This is a genomic window from Streptococcus alactolyticus (genome assembly GCF_012277075.1).
Classification (GTDB): domain Bacteria; phylum Bacillota; class Bacilli; order Lactobacillales; family Streptococcaceae; genus Streptococcus; species Streptococcus alactolyticus.
Genome location: NZ_JAAXMT010000003.1, coordinates 1 through 23,556, shown reverse-complemented (window position 1 = coordinate 23,556; position 23,556 = coordinate 1). Strand labels below are relative to the sequence as shown.

At 41.7% G+C, this 23,556-nt stretch carries 19 protein-coding genes and 3 pseudogenes; 3 read left to right on the top strand and 19 right to left on the bottom strand.

Annotation, left to right across the window (positions count from 1 at the left end):
• Window positions 1-80: 80 nt before the first annotated feature.
• From greA to HFK82_RS00440, 14 genes are all read right to left on the bottom strand, one after another.
• The gene (gene greA, locus HFK82_RS00505; protein ID WP_154454756.1) at window positions 81-563 is read right to left on the bottom strand and encodes a transcription elongation factor GreA; all 483 of its coding nucleotides are present in this window, start codon (window positions 561-563) and stop codon (window positions 81-83) included.
• A gap of 79 nt (window positions 564-642) precedes the next feature.
• Entirely contained in the window at window positions 643-2,322 is a 1,680-nt protein-coding gene (gene mltG, locus HFK82_RS00500; RefSeq protein WP_154454757.1) for an endolytic transglycosylase MltG, read from the bottom strand.
• Window positions 2,323-2,482: 160 nt separating this feature from the next.
• Window positions 2,483-3,814: a UDP-N-acetylmuramate--L-alanine ligase gene (gene murC / locus HFK82_RS00495; RefSeq protein ID WP_168260415.1), complete on the bottom strand. Its 1,332-nt coding sequence runs from the start codon at window positions 3,812-3,814 to the stop codon at window positions 2,483-2,485.
• Window positions 3,815-3,843: 29 nt separating this feature from the next.
• Window positions 3,844-4,437, bottom strand: coding sequence for a divisome accessory protein ZapJ (locus tag HFK82_RS00490; protein WP_167829274.1), 594 nt, complete (start codon window positions 4,435-4,437; stop codon window positions 3,844-3,846).
• A 180-nt stretch (window positions 4,438-4,617) separates the two neighbouring features.
• Window positions 4,618-7,713, bottom strand: coding sequence for a pilus expression-regulating Snf2 family helicase (locus HFK82_RS00485; protein WP_168260414.1), 3,096 nt, complete (start codon window positions 7,711-7,713; stop codon window positions 4,618-4,620).
• Window positions 7,714-7,841: 128 nt separating this feature from the next.
• Window positions 7,842-9,152 (bottom strand): ribosome biogenesis GTPase Der, encoded by a 1,311-nt coding sequence (gene der, locus HFK82_RS00480; protein ID WP_154454759.1) that lies wholly within the window; start codon window positions 9,150-9,152, stop codon window positions 7,842-7,844.
• 97 nt (window positions 9,153-9,249) lie between these two features.
• Window positions 9,250-10,152 carry a primosomal protein DnaI gene (gene dnaI, locus HFK82_RS00475; RefSeq protein WP_154454760.1) on the bottom strand — a complete coding sequence of 301 codons (903 nt, stop codon included), beginning with the start codon at window positions 10,150-10,152 and terminating at the stop codon, window positions 9,250-9,252.
• Window positions 10,153-10,168: 16 nt separating this feature from the next.
• Entirely contained in the window at window positions 10,169-11,317 is a 1,149-nt protein-coding gene (locus tag HFK82_RS00470) for a replication initiation and membrane attachment family protein (RefSeq protein WP_168260413.1), read from the bottom strand.
• A complete protein-coding gene (gene nrdR / locus HFK82_RS00465) occupies window positions 11,304-11,801 on the bottom strand; it encodes a transcriptional regulator NrdR (RefSeq protein ID WP_154454762.1) in 498 nt (165 codons plus the stop codon). The genes HFK82_RS00470 and nrdR overlap by 14 nt, the downstream gene beginning before the upstream one ends.
• A 138-nt stretch (window positions 11,802-11,939) precedes the next feature.
• The gene (locus HFK82_RS00460; protein ID WP_272869837.1) at window positions 11,940-13,331 is read right to left on the bottom strand and encodes a sensor histidine kinase; all 1,392 of its coding nucleotides are present in this window, start codon (window positions 13,329-13,331) and stop codon (window positions 11,940-11,942) included.
• A gap of 68 nt (window positions 13,332-13,399) precedes the next feature.
• Window positions 13,400-14,095, bottom strand: coding sequence for a response regulator transcription factor (locus tag HFK82_RS00455; RefSeq protein ID WP_168260411.1), 696 nt, complete (start codon window positions 14,093-14,095; stop codon window positions 13,400-13,402).
• A 236-nt stretch (window positions 14,096-14,331) separates the two neighbouring features.
• Entirely contained in the window at window positions 14,332-14,868 is a 537-nt protein-coding gene (locus HFK82_RS00450) for a YceD family protein (RefSeq protein ID WP_154454765.1), read from the bottom strand.
• A gap of 83 nt (window positions 14,869-14,951) precedes the next feature.
• On the bottom strand, window positions 14,952-15,845 hold the full coding sequence (htpX, locus tag HFK82_RS00445) for a zinc metalloprotease HtpX (protein WP_168260410.1): 894 nt from the start codon (window positions 15,843-15,845) through the stop codon (window positions 14,952-14,954).
• A gap of 58 nt (window positions 15,846-15,903) precedes the next feature.
• Window positions 15,904-16,455, bottom strand: coding sequence for a LemA family protein (locus tag HFK82_RS00440; RefSeq protein WP_168260409.1), 552 nt, complete (start codon window positions 16,453-16,455; stop codon window positions 15,904-15,906).
• 250 nt (window positions 16,456-16,705) lie between these two features.
• Between HFK82_RS00440 and rsmG the strand changes: the two genes are divergently transcribed.
• The 3 genes from rsmG to ktrA are packed head-to-tail and all read left to right on the top strand — an operon-like array spanning window position 16,706 to window position 19,490.
• Window positions 16,706-17,419 (top strand): 16S rRNA (guanine(527)-N(7))-methyltransferase RsmG, encoded by a 714-nt coding sequence (gene rsmG / locus HFK82_RS00435; protein WP_154454768.1) that lies wholly within the window; start codon window positions 16,706-16,708, stop codon window positions 17,417-17,419.
• 11 nt (window positions 17,420-17,430) lie between these two features.
• Window positions 17,431-18,807, top strand: coding sequence for a TrkH family potassium uptake protein (locus HFK82_RS00430; protein ID WP_168260408.1), 1,377 nt, complete (start codon window positions 17,431-17,433; stop codon window positions 18,805-18,807).
• Between the two features lie 11 nt (window positions 18,808-18,818).
• On the top strand, window positions 18,819-19,490 hold the full coding sequence (gene ktrA / locus HFK82_RS00425; protein ID WP_168260407.1) for a potassium uptake transporter gating subunit KtrA: 672 nt from the start codon (window positions 18,819-18,821) through the stop codon (window positions 19,488-19,490).
• 49 nt (window positions 19,491-19,539) lie between these two features.
• Here the strand turns inward: ktrA and HFK82_RS00420 are convergent, their stop codons facing one another.
• The 5 genes and pseudogenes from HFK82_RS00420 to HFK82_RS00405 form a co-directional block, all read right to left on the bottom strand.
• Window positions 19,540-20,370 (bottom strand): energy-coupling factor transporter transmembrane component T family protein, encoded by an 831-nt coding sequence (locus HFK82_RS00420; RefSeq protein WP_154454771.1) that lies wholly within the window; start codon window positions 20,368-20,370, stop codon window positions 19,540-19,542.
• Window positions 20,367-21,164 (bottom strand): annotated as a pseudogene (locus tag HFK82_RS09240) (energy-coupling factor ABC transporter ATP-binding protein); the annotation flags it as partial. The pseudogene HFK82_RS09240 and the gene HFK82_RS00420, both read right to left, overlap by 4 nt.
• 33 nt (window positions 21,165-21,197) lie before the next feature.
• Window positions 21,198-22,043 (bottom strand): annotated as a pseudogene (locus tag HFK82_RS09235) (ATP-binding cassette domain-containing protein); the annotation flags it as partial.
• 100 nt (window positions 22,044-22,143) lie between these two features.
• The gene (locus HFK82_RS00410) at window positions 22,144-22,692 is read right to left on the bottom strand and encodes an ECF-type riboflavin transporter substrate-binding protein (RefSeq protein ID WP_154454773.1); all 549 of its coding nucleotides are present in this window, start codon (window positions 22,690-22,692) and stop codon (window positions 22,144-22,146) included.
• A gap of 3 nt (window positions 22,693-22,695) precedes the next feature.
• A pseudogene (locus HFK82_RS00405) lies at window positions 22,696-23,533 on the bottom strand (SAM hydrolase/SAM-dependent halogenase family protein).
• Window positions 23,534-23,556 lie beyond the last annotated feature (23 nt).

The following is a 23,556-nucleotide window of genomic DNA, read 5'->3' as shown; positions in this document are numbered from 1 at the left end:
ACATTCAAAAGACCGTCATTCTGATAGGAATGGCGGCCTTTTTGTTGCAATAAAAAGAAGGCTTGTAAACCTTCTTGTCATTAAGCTGTTTTTTCCACGCTCAAAATTTCAACGTCATAGCTTCCAGCAGGTGATTCAATTGTAACGATGTCACCTGTCTTTTTACCAATCAAAGCTTGAGCGATTGGGCTTTCGTTAGAGATACGACCTGAGAAGATATCCGCACCAGCAGCTCCAACAATGTGGTAAACATCTTGGTCAGTTGTGTTCACTTCTTGAACAACAACGGTTTTACCAATAGCAACTTCGTCTTTGGCAACAGCTTCGCTATCAATAATTTCAGCATAACGAATTTTAGTTTCCAAAATTTGAATTTGTCCTTCAACGAAAGCTTGTTCATCTTTGGCTGCATCGTACTCAGAGTTTTCAGACAAGTCACCGTAAGAACGAGCAATTTTAATACGTTCAACGACTTCTGGGCGTCGAACCAATTTAAGATTTTCTAATTCTTGTTCTAGCTGCTCTTTTTCAGCTAGGGTCATGGGATAAGTTTTTTCTGCCATTTTCTATCTCTTTTCTATAATTTTATATAAACAACAAATACAAACATGATGCGAAACACATCATGCTTGTACGTATTTATTACTCAGATAACTGACTATTAACGTATTTGTGAACATTCTTTTCATGGTCATCGTAGTTTTCCGAATAGTAGACATTACCTGTCTTGACATCCGCAACAAAGTAATAGTAATTGGTTGTTGCTGGATTTATCACAGCTTCAATTGCTGATAATCCTGGGTTATCCACAGGTCCAGGCATCAAGCCCGTATGGGTATAAATATTATACGGCGAATCAATTCCTGTGTCAATACTTGCGTCTGCCTCCAGAGTTGTTTCCTCGCCGAGTTTGCCCATGGCGTACAAGATAGCGATATTACTTTGTAAAGGCATGCCAGCATTTAGACGGTTGTAAAAGACGCTGGCAATGTTGCGGCGGTCCTCGTCGGTTGAGCCTTCTTTTTCCACCAGTGAAGCAAGGGTTAAGACTTCATTGACTGTCATGCCTTTTGCAGCAATGGTATCGTAGTAGCTAGACATATAAGAATCCATGGTCGCAATCATTTGTTCCACCAAATCTTCCATGCTGGTTTCTTTATAGTAGCTATACGTTGCTGGGAAAAGGTAGCCCTCCAAACGATAAGTGGCTTGGTCGGCACTTGGTAAGTCACCTAACAAGCGCGGGTATTTTTCAACCATTTTGGCGATGAAGTTCTCATCTTGAACAACGTTTAAAAAGTCGTCTGAGCTAAATGGTGTCAAGGCATCCTTGTCCGCCTTGTTTTTGGTGATCGCTTCTGAGATTTGCTTAATGGTATAACCTTCTGGAATCAAGATCTTACCAAGGGCTGGTTTTTCAGGCTCTGCCGTTCCGCCTTGTTTCAACAAGCTGCAAATCTCATCCAAATCCATGCTCGGTTGCAAATTGTAGTAACCGCTTTGGAAATTGCTATAATTTTTAAACTTGGTGTAGTAATTAAACACCGTAGCACTCTTGATAACCCCTGCTTTTTCAAGGATTTGTCCGATGTATTTGTTCCCAGAGCCTTCTGGAATATCAACCGTGATGTATTTGATTGAGGTTTTATCCAAAGGTTTAATGGCACTATCTACATAATGGTAAACAAAAAAACCGGTAGCTCCGAGTGCAATAATAATCACTGTGATGAGTACCAAAGCAATGCGTTTGGCAAGATTATCTGTTCGTTGACGTTTTCTACCCACTGTGTTCTCCAAATGTTCTTCTGTTTCTGCTGGCGATTCTGGCTCAGGCTCAAAAGAGTTGTCTGTTTCTTGGCTATCTTCGGATGAGTCCTCCTCATAGAGCATCTCAATCGGGATATCTGGCATTCCCGTAGAGCCAACCCCATCTGTCGCCCGTACAAAATAGCTTTCTTGTTCCTGTTTTTCCAGCGTTTCAGGAGTAAAGGCTTGTTGAATCGTTTCTAGAGCCTCGTCAATGCTCGAACGTTCTACTTCCGTCTGAATGCGATTTTCAGCTAAAGCCGACTGAGCCTTTTCTTCAAGCTGGCATTTGACTTCATGCGTATCTTCGTCAAAAAGTTGTGACTGATCGGTCTTATTGGCAAGTGCCGAATCCTGATTGTCCTGAACTTCTGATTTGGCTGCAGCTTCTTTGACTTGCTCGGCTAAATGTTGCTGCTGACGCAACTGCCTAGCTTCCTGCAAATCCGCTAAAATCTGCTCCTTAAAACTTTTTTTCTTGTGAGTTTTTGGCTTATCGTCGTGACGTTCAGTCAAAGCTTACTCCTCCTAAACTTAATCAATCGCCATTATAACCTAAAAAGCGCTTAAAATCAACAGAAGATAGCGCTTGTTATCTATTTTTAACATTAGCATTTTTCCTGAAAATAGCCACTTTATTTCAGAAAAAAGAGAGAACAAGTGCTCTCTCTTTTCGTTACTGTCTGTTATTCGTCAAGCTTGAAAGCAACTCTTCAAATGAGCGTTCGTAGAGTTGGATATCCCCAGCTCCCATAAAGACATAAACCGCATCTTCATGGTCCAACAACGGTGACATATTCTCAACGCTCACTACTTTAGCTGGTTTCTTGATTTTCATCGCAAGGTCTTCAACTTTGACATCGCCGTGGTCAACTTCACGCGCAGAACCGTAGATATTAGCCAAATAAACCGCATCTGCTTGGTTCAATGCGTCAGCAAATTCATCCAAAAGGGCAATAGTACGAGTGAAGGTATGTGGTTGGAAAATCGCCACAATTTCTTTGATTGGGTATTTTTGTCGAGCAGCATCAAGTGTAGCAATGATTTCAGTTGGGTGATGTGCAAAGTCATCAATAATAGTCACATCGTTAATGATTTTTTCACTGAAACGACGTTTTACCCCAACAAATGATTGCATGTGCTCTGCCACCAAATCCATGTCAAAGCCAGCCACATAAAGGTTAGCCACAATAGCTGTCGCATTTAAGATATTGTGACGTCCAAAAGCTGGTAGATGGAAACTACCAATCTCTTTGCCTTCATGTTTGACTTTGAAAGATGAGCCACTTGTTGTGCGAACAATATCGTAGGCGATGAAATCATCCGTGTCATTGAAGCCATAGTAGTAAATAGCAGCATCTGACGTGATACGACGCAAGTAAAGGTCATCACCGTACAAGAACAAAGCTTTTTGCACTTGTTTTGCATAATCGTTGAAGGCTGCAAACACATCGTCAATGCTTTCAAAATAGTCTGGGTGGTCAAAGTCAATATTCGTGATGATGGAATACTCTGGATGGTATGGCATGAAGTGGCGTTGGTATTCGTCAGCTTCAAAGACAAAATAATTGCTATTGGCTGAGCCACGACCTGTACCGTCACCAATCAAATAAGAGGTATCTGTGATATTTTTGAGAACATGTGATAATAACCCTGTGGTTGAGGTCTTTCCGTGGGCACCTGCCACACCAAAACTGGTAAATTGACGCATAAATTCACCCAAGAATTCATGGTAGCGTTTAAAGGCAAAACCATTTTTCATGGCATAAGCAATCTCGACATTGTTGTCTTCACGAAAGGCATTACCAGCAATCAATTCTACATCTTCTGTGATGTTGTCTTCAGAAAATGGCAAAATCTTAATGCCTGCTTGCTCTAATCCACGTTGGGTAAAATAATATTTGCTAACGTCACTTCCTTGAACAGTGTGTCCCATTTGATGTAGCATCAATGCTAACGCACTCATACCAGACCCTTTAATTCCGATAAAATGATAGGTTTTAGACATGTTTTCTCCTCTATTTCATAACGGATGCCTTATTTGTTTGTATCCAATTGCGCCAAATTCATCTCTTGCGCTTTTTGATATTTTTTCTGTTTTTGGTTGGCATCCTTATTATAAATTTGACTATGTTTTAAGAATTCATAACTATTCTTTTTGGCTTTTTGAGTGGATTCCTTTTGTGAGCGTTGGTGGTTAAGGGGAATCTCAGCTAAAATGTAGTCATCTTGACGCATGTTAGCACTCAAATGACTGAATTTACCAGCCCTTTTTTTAGGAGGGTTTGGTTTTTTCGTTTGCAATGGTTGTTGATTTGCCATTTTTGAAGGTTTAGCCAAATTGTTTGATACGTAAGCTTGACGTTTTTTCTTCACATCTTGTCTGGCTTCATCGCGAGCCAGTTCAGCATAAGACTTGCCTTCATTGAGTGTTTTGACACGCTCGCTGTCATGGTCGTTTTCAGTCACAAAATGATAGTTATTTGTCACATCATTGTAGTCTTTTTCACGATAAGCGCCATGAATATTGGTAATTAAATCTGAATTCTCGTACAAAGCCATCGCTTTAGATGGACTGCTGACAGGTTCATCATCAGCCACTAACGGAAAACGTCTTGTCGTTTTCTTCACAATTTCACTTCCTTTCTAATGGTTGTATCGCATGCACCTTTTGAGAACAATCGTCATCAGAATTGGCATGGACTCTTAGTTTATCAGTAGGTTTTCCCTTAGAATCACGGAAAAACCCATCTTAAACATAGCATGTTTATTATAAACTAAATCAAGCTTTTTTTCAAAATTTTCAGCGGGTTAAAGCTGATTGATGCCCAGAATTTCCTTGATGTCCTCAATGGTCATGCTGGCACGCGCTTCATTGCCGTCAAGTACTGTGGTGACAAGGTTTTTCTTGTTTTCTTGCATTTCCAAGATTTTCTCTTCAATGGTCCCACGCGTAATCAAGCGGTAAACTTCCACATTGTCCTTTTGGCCAAGGCGGTGCGCACGGCTGATGGCTTGCATTTCAACAGCAGGATTCCACCACAAATCTACTAAAATCACTGTGTCGGCTCCTGTCAAATTAAGCCCGACACCTCCAGCTTTCAAGGAAATAAGAACGGCATCCTTAGAGCCATTATTGAAGGCTCGCGTCATTTCTTGACGGGCATCCGCAGGGGTTGACCCTGTAATCTTGTAAGATGTCAAACCAAGCTCAGCCATTTCATCTTCAACTAAATCCAACATGCCTCTAAACTGTGAAAAGACGAGAGCGCGGTGACCGTTGTCCTTGATTTGTGCCAATAAAATACGCAGGCTATCGAGCTTTCCACTATTTCCCTTATAATCCATAAACAAGCTTGGCGTGTCACAGATTTGGCGCAGACGCGTAATCCCTGATAGGATTTCAATCTTGTGACGGTTAATGTCCTCATCACTAGCCCCAACAAGTGTTTCTTGCATTTGCCGCAATTGAGCGAGATAAATGGCTTTTTGCTTGTCATCCAATTCATTAGGGTAATTGATTTCAATCAGGTCTGGCAATTCTGGAAGCACTTCTTCCTTGCGACGACGCATGATAAAAGGCTTGATGAAACGGGCCACTTCTTTGGCGTCCATTTTGAGAAAGGTCTTTTTATCTGGCAATAAACCTGGCAAGACAATTTGGAAAATAGACCAAATTTCCAGCAATTTATTTTCAATCGGCGTTCCTGAAAGGGCAAAGCAATGCCCAACGTCAAATTGTCTGAGGTAATGCGCAATCTTGGTTTGCGTATTTTTCATGACCTGCGCTTCGTCCAAAATCAAGTAATCAAAGGAATGCTTTTGGTATTCCTCAAAATCTTGGCGGAAAGACGAATAGCTGGTGATGGTCACTTGGTGATTTTGGGCAATAATGTCATCACGAACAGATTTCAAGCCATAGGACACCACCACGTCAATCTCAGGCGCAAAGCGTTTGAATTCATCCAGCCAATTGTAAATGAGGCTAGACGGCGATAAAATCAAGACCCGCATGTCAGGTTTTAGGCGACTGGCAAGAAAGGTAATGGTCTGCAAGGTTTTCCCAAGGCCCATGTCATCCGCTAAAATACCACCAAAGCCATAATGGTCCAGCATAGACAACCACCGCACCCCTGTTTTTTGGTAAGCGTGCAATTCTGCCTTGACAGGTGGGAAGGTCATCTCAAATTGTTCTGGGTGGGTCAAATCATAGACCAATTGTTCAAATTCTTTTGAAAAGGTGATGCGGTCATTGTCCTGCAACACATCGACCAATTGAAAGGTTGACACGGCATCCATCTGCAAATGCCCATTTTTCAATGGTTTGGCACGCAATGCTTGCAAGGATTTGCTGACTTTTTTAATCTCATCATCAAAAACCACCAAACGCCCTGCCGAATCAATAAAATAAGGCTGATTTTTGGTCAAAGCCTCCAAGGCGGCGTCCACTTGGTCCTCAACAATGGTTGAAAAATCAAACGAAATATCCAGCAACCCACTTTGAGTTGTGACCGAAACGCGTGGATTTTCCACATGGTACAAGGCTTTCAAGTCGTCTGAAAGAATGACTTGCCCTAATTTTCGAAATTGTGTCACGGTCTTTGTAAAGAAGGGATACAGGTCCTCAGGCGTCAAAGGTGCGTGGTAAGACACAAAAGCAGCTGAAAAGCCGTTGGCTTTCAAGGCATTGAAAATACGCTTTTCGTGTTTGAAATGACTAGCAAAAGGCAAATTTTCCAGTTCTTGCTTGCTGCTGACTTGAACCGTGCCATAATCAAAAGTCAGGTGCAATTCCACTTCATCATAATGATTTAAAGACAGGTTAAAAATAGGACTGAAGTCTTTGATTTCAAAGCTTCTTGGTGCGTCCACACTGCCTAATTCCTTGAAATCTAGCAAACTAGAAGCTAGCTTGTCTTGGTCCTCCCAATTGAAGAACAAATGTTTGGCCAAATCCGCTTCAATCGGAAGGCTTCGGATAGCCGTTAGCATTTTTTGCTGTTTCAAATTCAAGGCATAGACAGTGCCTCTTGTGAACAAGAAAGCATTGTCAAAAAAAATGTGGAAATCACCTTCCGTAATAATCAACTCGATAGACTGACGATGCACCACCACTTGAAAGCGAATAAGCCCCTCGCTGCCATCCAACTGACGAAAAGCCAGCTCAGAATAGGGTTGCTTATGGTACTCAAATGAAAAATGATAGAGGTCGTTTAGCAAGGACAGACCTTCTTCAAAAAACCCGCTGGTCAAGGCTAAATACCGCCCATGATTTGGCAAAATGTAGTCCGTGTCCACTTTTTCATTGTCTGGTAATACCCGCCACAAAAACCGAATGAGTTCTTGGCTGGCCTCATCAAATTGAATTAAAGATAAAGACTCAAAATAATTCTTGCCGATTTGGTAGTGGCCTTCTTTTTTGACAAGCGCTAAAAAGGACTTGATATCGCGAATGACATAGGTCCTATCACTAGGCAAGCGGTTGATTTTAAGCGTCCACCAGTAATTAGAAGAATAAGGACTTTGGTTACCATAAGCCGACAAGCGATACTTGGTCGTGTCATCGCTATTCATCTCCAAGTGGTCTAGAAAAATGCTGCCAAAAGACGTGTTTCGTTGCTCTTCTTCCTGACTTTCTTGCTTGTCTTTGAGGCTAATCGACAACTCTTTTCCTTGATGATTATTTTTTAAAAAATATTCCAAAGCAGCCAAATGTTGGCAATACCTTTTTTTGGCAAAAAGTTCACAATCACATCGAGTTTGGTCATCTTCCAAGGCGTATTGCAGGTGATGTTTCCCAATTCTGGCTTGGATTACGCCATCACGCGTGCTGGTAATGGTCACAAGACCTTTTTCATACAGTTCAATACCTTGATTACGAATGCGACCTGGAATCATTCTGCTCACTGTTAGTCACCCACCTTTTTCTTATCTCTTAATTATATCAAATTAAACTTCCTTTGAGCCAGTAAATACCTTTTTTGCAGCAGAAATCAAAAAGATCTCCCGAGCAAATTGCTCAAGAGATTAGGGTATTACTGGCGTTTACGAGCAATCAAACGAATCGGTGTGCCTTCAAAACCAAAGGCCGCACGAATTTGATTTTCCAAGAAACGCATATATGAGAAGTGCATCAGCTCTTCTTCGTTGACAAAGATGACAAATGTCGGTGGTTTAAGTGAAACTTGGGTACCGTAGAAAATTTTCAAACGTTTACCCTTGTCAGTCGGTGTTGGGTTGATCGCGATGGCATCCATAATCACATCGTTAAGCACAGCTGACGGAATGCGTTTGTTTTGGCTTGCACTTATTGCTTTAATCATCTCAGGCAATTTATTCAAACGTTGCTTAGTCGCTGCTGAAACAAAGATAATAGGGGCATAAGATAAGAATTGGAATTGGTCCCGAATATCTTCTTCCCAACGCGTCACGGTGTGGTTGTCTTTTTCAATGGTATCCCACTTGTTGACCACAATGATAATTCCCTTACCAGCCTCATGAGCAAAACCAGCAATACGCTTGTCATACTCACGAATACCTTCTTCGGCATTAATAACCATCAACACAATGTCTGAGCGGTCAATGGCACGCATCGAACGCATCACAGAATATTTCTCTGTGTTTTCATAAACTTTGCCAGATTTACGCATACCAGCAGTGTCAATCATGGTATATTCTTGACCTTCGCTATCTGTAAAGTTGGTGTCAATAGCGTCACGAGTTGTCCCTGCAATTGGGCTGGCAATCACGCGTTCTTCACCAAGAATAGCATTGATAAGGCTTGATTTCCCAACGTTTGGGCGTCCAATCAAACTAAACTTGATGATGTCTGGATTTTCATCTTCTTCCTCAACAGGGAGGTTATCCACAATCGCATCTAGAACATCCCCTGTTCCAATCCCGTGAACCGATGATACTGGGTAAGGATCACCCACACCAAGTGAATAGAAATCGTAAATATCACTACGCATTTCAGGATTATCCACTTTATTGACCACCAAAATTACTGGTTTGTTAGTGCGGTACAAGATTTTTGAAACGTATTCGTCAGCGTCTGTAACGCCTTCTTTTCCTGAAACCACAAAAACAATCACATCTGCCTCATTCATCGCGATATCAGCTTGGTGCTTGATTTGCTCCATAAATGGGGCATCAACGTCGTCAATTCCCCCTGTATCAATCAATGAAAACTTACGGTTCAGCCATTCTCCAGTTGTGTAGATGCGGTCACGCGTTACGCCTTCGACATCTTCCACAATGGAAATACGCTCACCTGCAATACGGTTAAACAAAGTCGATTTGCCCACATTTGGACGACCGACAATAGCAACGGTAGGTAAAGCCATAATTCTTCTTTCCTGCTTCTTGCTAGAGGCATTTTTCAAAACACACCCTAGCCAAGCCTTCCTTTCTAGTTCATTTCGTTATGAGTTATTTATGCTGTCAACGTCTGTTATCACCTTGTAAATGAATCTCTTTAGCAAGGTAGCGAATCCGCTCCATAATTCGTTTGGCTTGCCATGTTTCATCACCTGAGCGTGATGTAGCAAAATGAGCCTCTAAATCCTTAAAATCAAGGTTAGACGTGAAAAACGTCAATAGATTTTCTTGCATGCGGTACTGTAAGATCACCTGCAAGACATCGTCACGAATCCACGGGCTAAATTGTTCCGCCCCGATATCATCCAAAATCAAAATTTCTGCCGCTTTGAGCTGATCAATTTCTTCCTTGACGGTACCTGTATTGATCGCACTCTTGATGCCAACACAAAAGGTTGGAAAATGCAACATGGTTGTTGATTTGCCGTACTTGGCAGACAAACGATTGGCCAAATAAGCCATCAAGTAGGATTTACCAACCCCAAACGTCCCAAAAACATACAGACCTTTTTGAGTCGTCATGTCAAAACGATTGATGTACTCGGTGATATAATGGTAAATCTCAATCCGATTGGGATCGTCCAAATCAATGTCATCCGTTGAAATCTGCTTGAAGCTAGATGGCAAGCCCATCAAAGTCACACGGTTCTTGATATCTTGCTGCTTTTTGGCCTCAACCAATTCACGCGTTTCCAAATACACCACATCGGCATAGCCTTCATTCATGCTGAGGGCTGGCCTGTAACCCTTGGCAACGTAAGAAGCATCACCTTGTTGAAACTTGTCGCGTTCCACCATAAATTGATTAAATTTAGGCAAGCTGCGTGTGATTTGCTCTTGTGTGAGCCCATGAGAACTAATAAAATCAACAATTTCAGTATCCATCAAAATCTTTTGCGTCAAGGCATTCAAGTCATGACGTTTGTTGTGAAGCTGTTTTGCTAAAGTATCTCCTATTTTTTCCATCGCTCGCTCCTTTCCTTTAATCTTCTAGCATGCTACGTTTGAGGGCTTCCAATTTGGCTTTTTCCTCAGCTGTTGCCTCGTGTTTGTAATCTTGTTCAGCCCATTTAGGGATATTTTTCTTGCTTTCTTTGGCCGTTTGTTTTTGATCCTTGCGTCGTTGTGAGAATGACCGCATTTGCAACATAGCCGCCTCGGCCGTGGCAATCTTGTGGTAAGCAAAGTCATTAGCCAATTTTAAGATATAAGCCTTGTTGAGGTTGGCTGACTTCGTTTTATTTAAAGTGTACAAGACCATGATGTTAATCACTTCATCCAAAAAGCCCATGTTGGCCAACTCTTCCAAGAGTTGACGTTCACTCGCAATGACTACCGCATGACGTGGCGATTTGATTTTAGTCAGAAAATCGCTGGCACTATCTTGCTTGGCTTCACGGAGAATAACCTGCTCTTTGGCACTAAAGGTTTCGCCAGCGGGAGCCGGATTTTCCTTGCTTTGTTCCAATTGCACCAGCATCCGTTTAGGCGAAATAGTACCACCGATAGCCGTTTGTTGAGCCAAACGATAGGTATCAAACCAATTAAGACGGTGCTTATCTGCAATCCCGTAAATGGTCAACACATCTGATTGCTCGTCCTTGAAACGCAGTCCATCACGCGCCATTAAACGTTGGAAACTCCCCAAATCAAAATGATTTTTAGACACTGGCCGCTTGATAGCTGGCGCTTCCGCAGAGAAAATATCCGAAAAGTTTTTGGAAATGTCCCTAGCATCCTGAGGAAGGCTCATATCCAATTCTGCCACGGCAACCTCACCGATTTCTTTTTCTAACAAACGGCGGTAAATGGGATTGCCCAAAAAAGCTTCGCGAGACAAGGGCTGGACTAATTTAAACACATAACCGTTACGCGTTTGGTACAAAACCAGCAAATCAATCGCTGTTAAAATAGCTAATGCTTCTTCCAAATCCCCCATGCTAACCTGAAGGTGATTGAGGATTTCACTAAATTTATGACGCTTAGCACCATTATCAAAAAAGGCATTTAGATAATGATAAAGAGCTGTCGCTTGATTACCGATAACAGGAAGATAGAGCTGCGTTAGGCTATCTGAATCCAAGACAACCTTATTGTTCTTGATATACGAAAACTCTTCAATCGGTCTCATCTACATTATCACTTCTTTTTTTCTTGCTGCGAACACGATTAGTGATTTGTTGGAGCAACTCCTCAATCTCATCGACATCTTTGAAAGACTTATAAACTGAGGCAAAACGGACATAAGTGATTTCATCTAGCTCTGCCAACTCGTCCATCACCAAATTACCGATGACGGTGCTTGGCACCTCACTATCATAATCGCTTCGAATGCTCTTTTCAATGCGCGACACCACTTGTTCAAGGTCATCGCTAGAAACTGGGCGTTTTTGAGCACTTTGGAAAATCCCATTTAGCACCTTTTCACGCGAAAATTGTTCCCTCGTTCCATCCTTTTTAATGACCAACAAAGGCAACTCTTCGATGCGTTCAAAAGTTGTAAAACGCGTATGACAGTTTTCACATTCTCGACGACGTCTTATGGTATTGCCATCTTCAGCCTGACGGCTATCAATAACACTCGATTTATGATAATTGCATTTTGGACAACGCATGCTCACACCCCATTCTACCCATTGTAATATAGTACTTTATTTTACCATAAAATAGAAGATTATAAAAGGCATTACCCTTGGGAGCTACTATCAACAAGAACTTTGGCAGACAAAAAGAGCTAGGTTAAAACCTAACTCTTAGCGGCATTCAGGAAATAAGACCTTGAACTTTGTTCCCTCGTCAATGACACTGTTAACTGTCACTTTTAAGCGGTAAACTTCGGCAATTTGTTTGAGAACATTTAAGCCAATGCCAAGCCCTTGCACCACTTCACTAACAGGTTGCGAGGTGTCAGAACGATAAAAGCGCTCGAAAATGTAATTGATTTCTTCCTTCGCCATCCCATTTCCCTCATCTCGAATTTTAAGCAAAGGTTGCTTGTCTGACAATTCCAACGTAATGTGAATGCGTTTGATTTTTGTTGAGTACTTGACCCCATTGTCAATCAAAATGAGCATTAACTGTTCAAAATGATGCTGGTAGATATTTGCCATAATGCTCTTGTTCTCAGGAAGAGAAACGTTGAAGGAAACATCTGGATAAACGACACGGATTTTTTCCAATAGTTTTTCAATAGACGCTTTCAAATCAGTCTTTTGATCCCTATTTTCAATAACTTCATTTTGGAAACGAATGCTATCCAAAATCTCATCGATCATCATGGACATTTTTTCTGTTTCATCATAGGCAACGTCCAAGCTCTCCTGTAAAATCGTTGAGTCTTCTTTACCCCAACGTTTAAGCAAGCCCAAGTGTCCCTTGATAATAGCAACAGGTGTCCTAAGCTCATGGCTGACTTCACTGATGGCTTGCGATTGGTGTTTAGTGTAATCCGCCACAACTTCTAAATAATTATTGGCATTTTGTAACAATTCCAATTCCTGCTCCAAAGGATTCTTCCATTTGGTATTACCTGTTTCTTCTGGTGAACTGCTAATGGTTTCAGCCAACGATTTAAGATCCTCCAAGGGTTTCAAATAAGGCTTAGTCATCCGTTTAAAGAGCAATAAGATAACAATAAGAGCAACTACTTCAAGCACTATCAAGAAGAGCAAGAGATAACGACGCGTTTTTTCATACAGTTTTAAGTCTTGAAAAACGATCACGTAACCAATGGTTCCATGGGTTTTCTCGGATACAACCTTAGTCGTTAAATAATACCCTCTCGTCCCAACTCTGTGGTAGTTAGATGATTCGGCCAACAGATCCTCTGACTGACTAGAATCCGAATCAGTCGTTAACAGCAGGTGTTTGTCCGCATCAAAAATAGCTACCGTCTGCTCACTCGAAATATATTTAGACAGACCATCGTTTTCAAGGACAACAGATGATTGGTCTTGATCATCACCATCTACATTAGACAAATGATCCGCATTAAAAAGGGATACCAAGACAGATGTCGTCAATTCAGATTCCTTAGACAAGACTTTTGTCATTGAACGGAGGTCTTTTTTCATTTGATAACGGTCATTTGCCAAAAAAAGCTGCGTAAATCCTTGATAAAGGACAATATTGAAAGCCGTTATCATCAAAAGCAGTGGCAATATCGACGATCGCGATAGTCGCTTATTTAAAAGCTTTTCTTTCAAACGATTCATTAATTTTCTCGAATAATATAACCCATGCCTCGAACAGTTTGGATGTAAGAATCCTTACCTGGGATATCTAATTTTCCACGAAGGTAGCGAATGTAAACATCCACAACGTTGGTTTCAACGTCTTTGTCGTACTTCCAAACATTAGACAACAATTCTTTACGTGTCAATACACGGTTTGTATTAGACAAAAGAATTGACAACAAATCGTATTCGCGTTTGGTCAATGGAATATCTTCTTGGCCTCGAATAACTGAACGGTTTTGCGGGTTTAGTTTTAAGCCCACAGCATCTTCTTTATTTTGACCTTCTTTTAGGGCTTTGTACTCTGCATCTTGACGACGGAAAACCGCACGAATACGAGCAAGCAATTCTTCAATTGCAAATGGTTTTACAATGTAATCATCTGCACCGCGGTCCAAACCAGCCACGATATCCATTGTTGAATGACGAGCCGTCATCATAATGATGGATAAGTATTCTTTTTCCAAGCGAAGACGGCGTGTGATTTCATAACCGTCCATATCTGGAAGCATCAAATCCAACAAAACAAGGTCAAAGTCTTCGTTCAAAGCCAATTGCAACCCTTGACGACCATTTTCTTCTGCAACAACCGAATACCCTTCGTGTTGTAATTCCAAAGACACAAACCGTGCTAGATTTTTTTCATCTTCAATGATTAAAATTTTTTTACTCATGTGTCCAACCTACCATTTATTATTATTTTTTCTTTTTCACTTTTTCCAGCAACACTTATCTCTAATCCCTAAAAATAAGTCATGTTGCACAGCTTTAAAAGTATATCAAAGTGATTATGAAATTTCAAGACAATTCTCAAATAATCTCATATTATTAAAAAGTTATTTGAAAACGACCAGACAAAAAAGCCTCTCCTGAAGCTTTTTCATCGTCCCTTACGTTTTTATGAAGTGATTTACTCATCATCAAATAAGCCACCTAAAGAGGCAAAAGGATTATTGGCCTTTTTCTTTTCGTCTTGGAGAGCATCGTATTGCTCTTCTGTCAAAACAGACCAATGATTGCCTGATGGCATTTCTGCTGAAGCTTGCTCTTCTTCACTCAAAACTTGCATCGGAATACCTAGCAAAATGTTATCAATGACGCTTTCTTCTAAATCGATAAAACCATCTTCGATAACCATGGCTAAATTTTCTCTGACTAATTCTTCCTTGTCCGCAAGGTCTGATGCTTCAACGAAAATCTCTGAAACGAGTTCTTCTTGATGAAACTCAACAGGCTGCATCGAACGACTAGACGGCAAGGTCAACGTATAGCCCAACGTGTATTGGAGCAAATACAAGCCGTCATCGTAAGAAAGATGACCAGTCGCACGAACGTCTTTGACATCTAAAATGTCCTCGTCACGCGCTTGAAGTTTTTCTTTAATATCTAAGGAACGGTCAAAAGCAATACCGTCACTATTTTTCTTTATTTCTAAAATTGAAAACATATCTTTAAAACCTCTATTTGTCGTATCGGGGAGATAGCCTAAAAACCTCCCTTACACCATTATACCACAGATATGCCTTATTCTCACATCTGACGTAAGCGCTCGATGCGGTCGGAAATAGATGGGTGCGTGCTAAACAATGAGGTCAAGCGTTCTTCCTTCTTGATAGGGTCATTGATGTACAATGCTGCGCTGGCTGCATCAACAGGTTGCTGCATTGGAGCAGATTGTTGCAATTTTTGAAGGGCATTAATCATGCCTTGTGGGTTGCGGGTTAATTCTACCGAGCTAGCATCTGCCAAATACTCACGCTGCCTTGAAATAGCCAATTGAACCAAGGTCGCTGCCAAAGGAGCTAGGATTAAAGACAAAATGGAAAAGAGAAAAACCAAAAGCCCTGTGCCATTGTCACGGTCATCTGAACGACGACGCCCACCGCCAAACCAAATCATCCGACTACCAAGGCTAGATAGTAAGGTAATGGCACTCGCTAAAGCCACGGCAATGGTGGAAATACGGATATCATAATTGCGAATGTGGCTCACCTCATGCCCAATGACTCCTTCTAATTCTTCACGGTTCATCACGGCTAAGAGGCCTGTCGTAGCCGCAACGGCTGCATTTTCAGGGCTAGAACCTGTTGCAAAGGCATTAAGCGATTGGTCCTCGATGATAAAGACACGAGGCATAGGAATTTGCGCCACCATCGCCATATCTTCAACAATGTGATAAAGTTGCGGAGCTTCTTGCTCGGTCACCTCACGCGCATGGTTCATTGACATGACAACATTGGTGGATTGGAAAATCATGCTCATGGCATAAATAGCACCGATAATCACGGCAATGACTACCCCAAAAGTCATATCTCCCAACCAAAGGTAACCAACCGCCGCACCAATTGCCGCTAATAGCATGAAAAACACAATAAGCAAGACAACGGTTCGTCTTTTATTACTGGAAATTTGATTATATAGCATATTTTGTTAAAAGCCTTCACATGAGGCTTTTTGTATTCCTTTCTCTGTGACGTCAGATTTAAAAATCAAAGGTTACTTTTGGAACATCTTTCTCTTCTTCAGGTGTTTCCAAAAATTGGCTTGGTTTAAACCCAAACATTCCTGCAATAAGATTGCTTGGGAAGGTTTCTAATTTCATGTTATAATTTGCCGTTGTGGTGTTAAACAACTGGCGTGAATAAGCGATTTTATTTTCAGTATTGGTCAACTCGTCTTGGAGCTTGATAAAGCTGTTGTTGGCTTTCAAATCAGGGTAGTTTTCTGCCACAGCAATGAGGTTTGACAATTGATTTGTCAAGGCATTTGAAGCGTGCATGGCTTCGGCTGGTGTTTTGGCATCTGCCACTTGTTGACGCAATTCTGTGATTTTAGCAAAGGTTTTTTCCTCGTAAGCAGCATAACCCTTAACCGTTTCAATGAGATTAGGAATCAAGTCATTTCGGCGTTTCAACTGCACGTCAATTTGACTCCAAGATTCTTTGGTTTGCATACGGCTTCTAACCAAGCCATTATAAAGGGCAATGCCCCAAAGAATTAAGACGATAATTACAACAACTATGATCAAAGCCATATCATTCTCCCTTAACAGTCAGGCATCCAAATGGACGCATATTAACAACAATAATCAGACATTTCCAATGTCTTTTAACTAGGCATATTATACCAATTTTAAAACCATTTTCAAAATGATAAGTGACGAAATAGAAGGCTTTTTGGGCAATGACATTTTCAGCCTGTTATCAAGTCGTATTTGTGGTAAAATAAGAACTGTTTAGAATTACTAGGAAAGGAAAGTCGGGCTTTTTTCCGACAAGATAAAGATGACACCAGAAGAATTTTACCAGCAATTGAGCCAGCAAGGCTTTGATTTGAGTGATAAGCAAAAGCAGCAATTTGAAACTTATTTTCACTTGCTTGTGGAGTGGAATCAAAAAATCAATTTGACAGCAATTACTGAAAAAGAGGATGTTTACCTCAAGCATTTTTATGATTCCGTGGCTCCTGTTTTGCAGGGTAATATTACCAATCAAGCTATCCGCCTCTTAGATATTGGGGCTGGGGCTGGTTTTCCAAGTATCCCAATCAAGATTTTGTGTCCTGAGATTGATGTCACTATTATTGATTCGCTCAACAAACGCATTCAATTTCTCAATCTCTTGGCAGAAGCCTTGGAGTTGGATGGTGTGCATTTCTACCATGGGCGCGCTGAAGATTTTGGACAAGACAAGACCTTTCGTGCCACTTACGATATCGTAACCGCACGCGCTGTTGCCCGTTTGCAAGTTTTGACTGAATTGACCATTCCTTTCTTAAAAGTAGGGGGACGATTGGTTGCCTTGAAAGCCTCAGCTGCTGAGGAAGAATTGGCAGATGCTCAAAATGCTATGAAGCTGCTCTTTGCCAAGGTTATCGAAAACAAACACTACACCCTACCAAATGGTGACCCTCGTCAGATGACCGTTTTGGAAAAGAAAAAAGAAACCCCAAACAAGTACCCACGTAAGCCAGGAATGCCCAATAAAAAGCCACTCTAAAAAGGAGATGAATGGTGATTACGTTTTTTAAATCCTTAACAAGCATACAACGGTTAACGTTTAGTTTTATTATTGTTATTATTATCGGGAGCCTTTTGCTCTCTATGCCTATCACGCATTATCCAGACGCACCTGCAACGACCTATCTTGACCATTTATTCAATGTTGTATCCATGGTTTGCGTGACAGGGCTATCGGTCTTTCCCGTAGCCTCTGTTTATAATGGTTTAGGGCAAGTGATTGTGATATTGCTCATGCAAATTGGTGGTTTAGGCTTGGTGACCTTAATTTCTGTCAGTCTTTACCTCATGCGCCGTCGCATGAATTTGTCTGAGCAGCATTTGCTGCAATCTGCACTGAACTATGACAACAGCAATAACTTGCGGCAATATTTGTTTAGCGCTTATAAATTCACCTTAGTGTTTGAGTTGGCAATGGCGGTGGTCTTGCTATTTGACTTCATTCCTCGTTTTGGGGTGGGACATGGGATCTTCAATGCCATCTTTTTATCAGTTTCCGCCTTTTGTAATGCCGGTTTTGACAACCTCGGTGATGCTAGTCTAAGACCTTTTGTTCTCAACCCTTTGATCAATATAGTCCTTGCTATTTTGATTTTCTCAGGTGGGATTGGGTTTGCGGTTTTGCTGGATTTGAGAGATGCCGTCAAACGCTTTTTGACTGACAAGCCTTATCGTTTCACAACTTTTTCACGTTCTTTGAGCAATCAAACACGGCTGGTTTTAGCAACAACAGGGATTGTTTTGCTACTGGGTACCGTCTTGAGCTGGCTCATGGAATACAAAAACCCAAAGACCATCGGGCATTACAATATTTTCCAACAATGGATGGTATCTTTCTTCCAATCCGTTACTATGAGAACGGCTGGTTTTTCAACCATTTCTTATGTCGATACGCATCCTGTTACCAATGTCTTGTATATGCTTCAAATGATTATTGGTGGTGCTCCTGGCGGTACGGCTGGTGGGGTCAAGGTCACTGCAGCTGCTATTACGTTCTTGCTCTTTAAGGCAGAATTAACAGGGCAAACTGAAGTGACCTTCCGCAATCGCGTTATTGCCAACAAGGTCATCAAACAGACCTTTACCATCTTGATTTTCTTTTTCACCATTTTGACGGTAGGTTACATGGCACTCTTGCTCTTTGAACCTCATCACAATCCTTTAGCCCTACTGTTTGAAGCTATTTCTGCTATTGCGACAGTGGGAGTGTCAATGGATTTAACCCCGCAATTGTCAACTGGGGGACGCATTGTCATCATGGTGCTAATGTTTGTGGGGCGTGTCGGTCCCATCACGGTTCTGTTGAGCCTCTTGCAACGTAAGAGAAAAGATATTCATTACGCACAAACAACGATAAATATGGGATAGAAGGAAAAACTATGACGAAAAAAATTATTGGTGTCCTTGGTTTAGGGATTTTTGGTCGCACAGTCGCTGAAGAACTCAGCAAATTTGAACAAGACGTCATCGCCGTGGATTGCAAGGAAAACAGCGTCCAAGACGTGGCAGAATTTGTCAGCAAAGCCGCTGTTGGTGACATCACCGATATTGAATTTTTAAAAGCGGTGGGCATCGCCCAATGTGACAAGGTGGTGATTGCGACAGGAACTAGTTTAGAATCTTCTGTCCTAGCCATCATGCATTGTAAGAAATTAGGGGTCAAAACCATCTTAGCCAAGGCCAAAAATGCCACTTACGAAGAAGTGCTTTATGGCATCGGAGCAACCAAGGTCATCACTCCTGAGCGTGATTCGGGAAAAACCGTTTCCTCAAATATGCTCCGCCACCGCATTGATAACATCGTGCATTTGGAAGATACGGTGTCTATGATTGAATTTTCCATTCCAGATTCTTGGGTGGGTAAAAATCTGATTCAACTAGATTTACGCAACAAATACGCCTTGAACTTGATTGGTATTCGCCGAAAAAATCTGACCACGCTTGATACCGATATCAATCCTAGTGAGGTCTTTGAGCCTAATACCAAAGTGGTTGCCATCGCTAGTGACAACACCTTTGAAAAATTCGATTATTTAGGGTATTTGAAATAAAAAAGAATCTTATCACCAGTCCCAAAAGGGCCTGATGATAAGATTCTTTTTAGTGCCATGGATTGTAAAAACGGCCACCGTTGAGATGAAAGAGCCAAAGGCTCACTCCAACAATCACGAGCGCCAAGAGAATGGTTAGAAAATCATCTCTGGTTAATTGCTTGTAAGTGTACCAAGTGCGTTTTTTATTTTTCCCAAAACGGCGCAGCGCCATAGCTGTCGATACCGTGTCAATGCGTTCTAGGGAACTAAAGATAATGGGAATGACGATTTGCAGGTTGCCTTTTATGCGCTTAACTAGTGATTCTTTCGAAGACAATTCCAAGCCACGCGCTTCTTGTGACATACGAATCATGTAAAATTCTTCCTGCACATCAGGAATATAACGCAAAGTCAAGCTAATCGCGTAAGCAATTTTATAAGGCACCCCAATCTGATTAAGACTAGAGGCAAATTGGCTGGGGTGAGTGGTCATCAAGAACAAGATGGCCAGCGGTACGGTACAAAAATACTTCAAGGCCAAATTAAACAGGTAAAAAAGTTCCTGAGCCGTGAGGTTAAACCGCCCGATGCCTTGCCATAAAATGATCTTGCTACCGTAAATCATTTCCCCGTAATCTGGGGCAAACAGGTAAACCATCAAAACATTTAACAAGGCAAAAACAGCAACAAAGGTGATGACAAAGGACACTTGGTGCCAACGAATGCCCGCCATTTTAAATAGTAAAACCGAAAAAATACCGATAGCCAAAATCAAACGGGTGTCGTAAGTGGTCATGCAGGCAACAGAAACCAAAATAAAGAAAATGAGTTTGCTGGCACCTGACAGGGAGTAGAGAAAACCACGACCACTTTGAAAACCAATCAGGCGATTTGTCATAGCGGATTGCCTCCTTGTTGTTCAATGTAATAATGCGTCAAATCAATGGGGTCCACACCCAAAATCTCAGCCAGCTTAAATAATCTGGTCTTTTTAAGATTGGCTTGTTTCAAAATAGACGGTTGACTAAATAAGGCGACTGGGGAACAATCTGCAATAATCTGCCCATCACTAATCACCACACTGCGGTCTGAATGTTCCAGCATCAGTTGCATATCATGCGTTATCATCATAATCGTATGCCCTGCTTGGCTCAATTCGTCCAAGAAGGTCATAATCTCAGTATAATTCTTCTTGTCTTGCCCTGCTGTTGGTTCATCCAGCAAGAGAATTTCTGGATTCATCACAAGGACCGAAGCGATGGTGACGCGTTTCTTTTGCCCAAAAGACAAGGCTGAGATAGGCCATTTTCGAAAAGGAAATAAGCCACAGATTTTCAAGGTGTCAAGGACACGCTGCTCCACACTAGCCTCGTCAATCCCACGTAGGCGAAGGCCTAGTGCTACTTCGTCAAAGACCATGGTTTGGCTAATCATTTGATTGGGATTTTGCAAGACATAACCAATCTTTTCAGCACGTTCCTTGATGGAATCAGACATGACGGATTGGCCTTGGTAGAAAATATCCCCATCTGATGTGATAAATTGGCAGATGGCTTTGGCAAGGGTTGATTTGCCTGAACCGTTCTTGCCGACAATGGCAATGCGTTCCCCCTTGTGGACATCTAGGATCATTCCTTTTAGCACTGGCTGGTCTTTTTGGTAGGCAAAGGTTAGGTTTTGCACACTGAGCAGCGGTGCTTTCGTTGGCTGCTTGTCAGCAAATCCGTGCGACTCCAAGGTGATTTGGGGAAGTTTGAGATCTGCAATGCGTGATAAATTGTCCATGGCTTCAATATCCACACCCAAATCTTTCAAAGCCGTGATGTAAAGCGGTTCGCGGATCCCATTTTCCATCAGCAAATCCGTTTTTAAAAGGCTATCTGGATCGCCGTCAAAAAGAATGTGTCCGTCATTGACCAAGACAATCTTATCCACAGGTCGGTAAAGCACGTCCTCCAAGCGATGCTCGATAATAATAGTCGTCGCTTCTTCTTCCTTGTGAATGCGGTCAATCAAATCAATGGTTTCCTGACCAGACTTGGGGTCAAGGTTAGCCAAAGGTTCGTCAAATAGCAAAATCGGACTTTCGTCAATCAAGACCCCAGCCAAACTCACGCGCTGCTTTTGCCCACCTGACAAATCTTGTGGACGATACTGCAAAAAGGCCGTCAAATCCAAGCGCTCCGCCCAAGATTGAACCTTGGACTGCATTTCTGGCAAAGGCACACAGTCATTTTCCAGTGAAAAAGCCAAGTCCTCCGCCACAGTTAAACCGATAAATTGCCCATCTGGATCCTGCAACACAGTGGAAACCAAGCGGGATTTATCATAAACCGATTGGTCAAAAACATCCTGACCATCAATAAGTAGCTGACCTATTTTTTCCCCTTGGTGAATGTTTGGGATAATGCCATTTAAACAATGACCAATAGTGGATTTGCCTGACCCTGAAGCACCTACAATCAAGACCTTTTGACCTTTTTCAATCGTCAAGTCAATGGCCTTTAACGTTGGCTCCGCTTGAACATCGTATTTAAACGTGAAATCCTTAAATTGTATAAAGGGCTTCATATGATTCTCCTAAAAAATAATAAAAGTGGGATGTTGTCATGATTTTACCCATCAATGTGCACCCCACTCCTTCGTTAGCTAAAATAGCTTGTCAGACCGTCTAGTCTTTGGTCAAACTGCCTGATTGTGTCCGTGTACGTGAATAGACAGCAAGCAGTAAAGAACCACCGATAGCAATCGTCAAACTATTGATAAAAGCAGATAAAAATCCTTGTGCAAAGACTTTATTGGCTGGTTCGCTGTAAATCAAAATGTCACCATAAGGTGCGATAATCCCCCAGCCCACGACATTCGCAAGAATTTGCACCACATTAAACAAAACGTAATCCTTAGCAGTTAAGGGATTTTTCTCAATATTGATGCGTTTTGACAACAAACCAATAGCTAGTCCAATCAAGCCACTAACTAAAGCCCAAGTCCACCACGGAGAACCGTATTGAAGGGCGTCTTTTAGGGCGTGTCCGATAAAGGCTGAGAAAAAGCCAACCGTTGGACCATAAATAATCGCAAAGAGGGCAATCACAGCATACTGCAGCTGGATATTCGTGTTTGGAATTGGCGTTGGGATGTTGACTAAAGTCCCGATGATGATAAACAAAGCAGCCCCAATTCCTGTCGCAACAACGGTTTTGATTGATTGATTTGTCATGAACTATCCTCCTAATTTTTTAATTTCGATATGCCAGTTTGAACCCACACCGACATTATAAGCTTTGGCAAAAGAACCTTGGTTAATGGCTAAACCAACACGGTAAAGAGAATTGATATAGAGAATTGGCTGACCAATGCGAACATCCGCAAAAGATTTGCCATAGGTGACTTGATTTTGATAAACCAACATATCGTTGTTGGAAATGGTCACTTCAAAGCGGTCACCAAATTCAGGTTCTAAGGTGTAGAAATCTTCACGTTTGATAGATGTCCACAAAGACCCAAAACGCACATCCAAGATATCCACAGCTCCACGAACAAAATTGTCCCCAATCACCGTTTCAACAACAGGCAATTCGAGCACAGCATCCACGGGCAATTCTGGTCCAACTTCTTCAAAAGTGATGTGCCCGCTGGCTAATTTAGCACCTGTATAGGCATAGACATCACGACCGTGGAAAGTGTAAGAATACTCGGTGTTTTGGCGTCTATTTTTGACTTCTGAAATTTCACGAATAGCCTTGATACCCATATGAGTTTTGATGTACGTCAAGGTACCGTTGTCAGGCGTCACGATGTATTGATTGTTTTCGGTCAAAGCCACCACACTTTTACGTTTTGAGCCAACTCCAGGGTCAACAACAGAGATAAAAGTAGTGCCTTCAGGCCAATATTCCACCGTTTGGAACAAACGGTAAGAGGCTTCAAAAATATTGTAAGGAGTGATTTCGTGCGTTAAATTATGGATTTTCATCTTGCAAAGCTATCCCAACCATAGCCGCAACGGCTCCGTCAACCAGACCAAAATCTGATTGCAAAACAAGTAGATGATTTGTCAAAATAGTCTTTTTTCTCCTTTTTG

What these genes read in the sequence shown, in the direction of transcription:
- greA (WP_154454756.1), bottom strand. Translation starts at nt 563, where the DNA reads ATGGCAGAAAAAACTTATCCCATGACCCTAGCTGAAAAAGAGCAGCTA.
- murC (WP_168260415.1), bottom strand. Translation starts at nt 3,814, where the DNA reads ATGTCTAAAACCTATCATTTTATCGGAATTAAAGGGTCTGGTATGAGT.
- der (WP_154454759.1), bottom strand. Translation starts at nt 9,152, where the DNA reads ATGGCTTTACCTACCGTTGCTATTGTCGGTCGTCCAAATGTGGGCAAA.
- dnaI (WP_154454760.1), bottom strand. Translation starts at nt 10,152, where the DNA reads ATGGAAAAAATAGGAGATACTTTAGCAAAACAGCTTCACAACAAACGT.
- HFK82_RS00470 (WP_168260413.1), bottom strand. Translation starts at nt 11,317, where the DNA reads ATGAGACCGATTGAAGAGTTTTCGTATATCAAGAACAATAAGGTTGTC.
- nrdR (WP_154454762.1), bottom strand. Translation starts at nt 11,801, where the DNA reads ATGCGTTGTCCAAAATGCAATTATCATAAATCGAGTGTTATTGATAGC.
- HFK82_RS00460 (WP_272869837.1), bottom strand. Translation starts at nt 13,331, where the DNA reads ATGATAACGGCTTTCAATATTGTCCTTTATCAAGGATTTACGCAGCTT.
- HFK82_RS00455 (WP_168260411.1), bottom strand. Translation starts at nt 14,095, where the DNA reads ATGAGTAAAAAAATTTTAATCATTGAAGATGAAAAAAATCTAGCACGG.
- HFK82_RS00450 (WP_154454765.1), bottom strand. Translation starts at nt 14,868, where the DNA reads ATGTTTTCAATTTTAGAAATAAAGAAAAATAGTGACGGTATTGCTTTT.
- htpX (WP_168260410.1), bottom strand. Translation starts at nt 15,845, where the DNA reads ATGCTATATAATCAAATTTCCAGTAATAAAAGACGAACCGTTGTCTTG.
- HFK82_RS00440 (WP_168260409.1), bottom strand. Translation starts at nt 16,455, where the DNA reads ATGGCTTTGATCATAGTTGTTGTAATTATCGTCTTAATTCTTTGGGGC.
- rsmG (WP_154454768.1), top strand. Translation starts at nt 16,706, where the DNA reads ATGACACCAGAAGAATTTTACCAGCAATTGAGCCAGCAAGGCTTTGAT.
- HFK82_RS00430 (WP_168260408.1), top strand. Translation starts at nt 17,431, where the DNA reads ATGGTGATTACGTTTTTTAAATCCTTAACAAGCATACAACGGTTAACG.
- ktrA (WP_168260407.1), top strand. Translation starts at nt 18,819, where the DNA reads ATGACGAAAAAAATTATTGGTGTCCTTGGTTTAGGGATTTTTGGTCGC.
- HFK82_RS00420 (WP_154454771.1), bottom strand. Translation starts at nt 20,370, where the DNA reads ATGACAAATCGCCTGATTGGTTTTCAAAGTGGTCGTGGTTTTCTCTAC.
- HFK82_RS00410 (WP_154454773.1), bottom strand. Translation starts at nt 22,692, where the DNA reads ATGACAAATCAATCAATCAAAACCGTTGTTGCGACAGGAATTGGGGCT.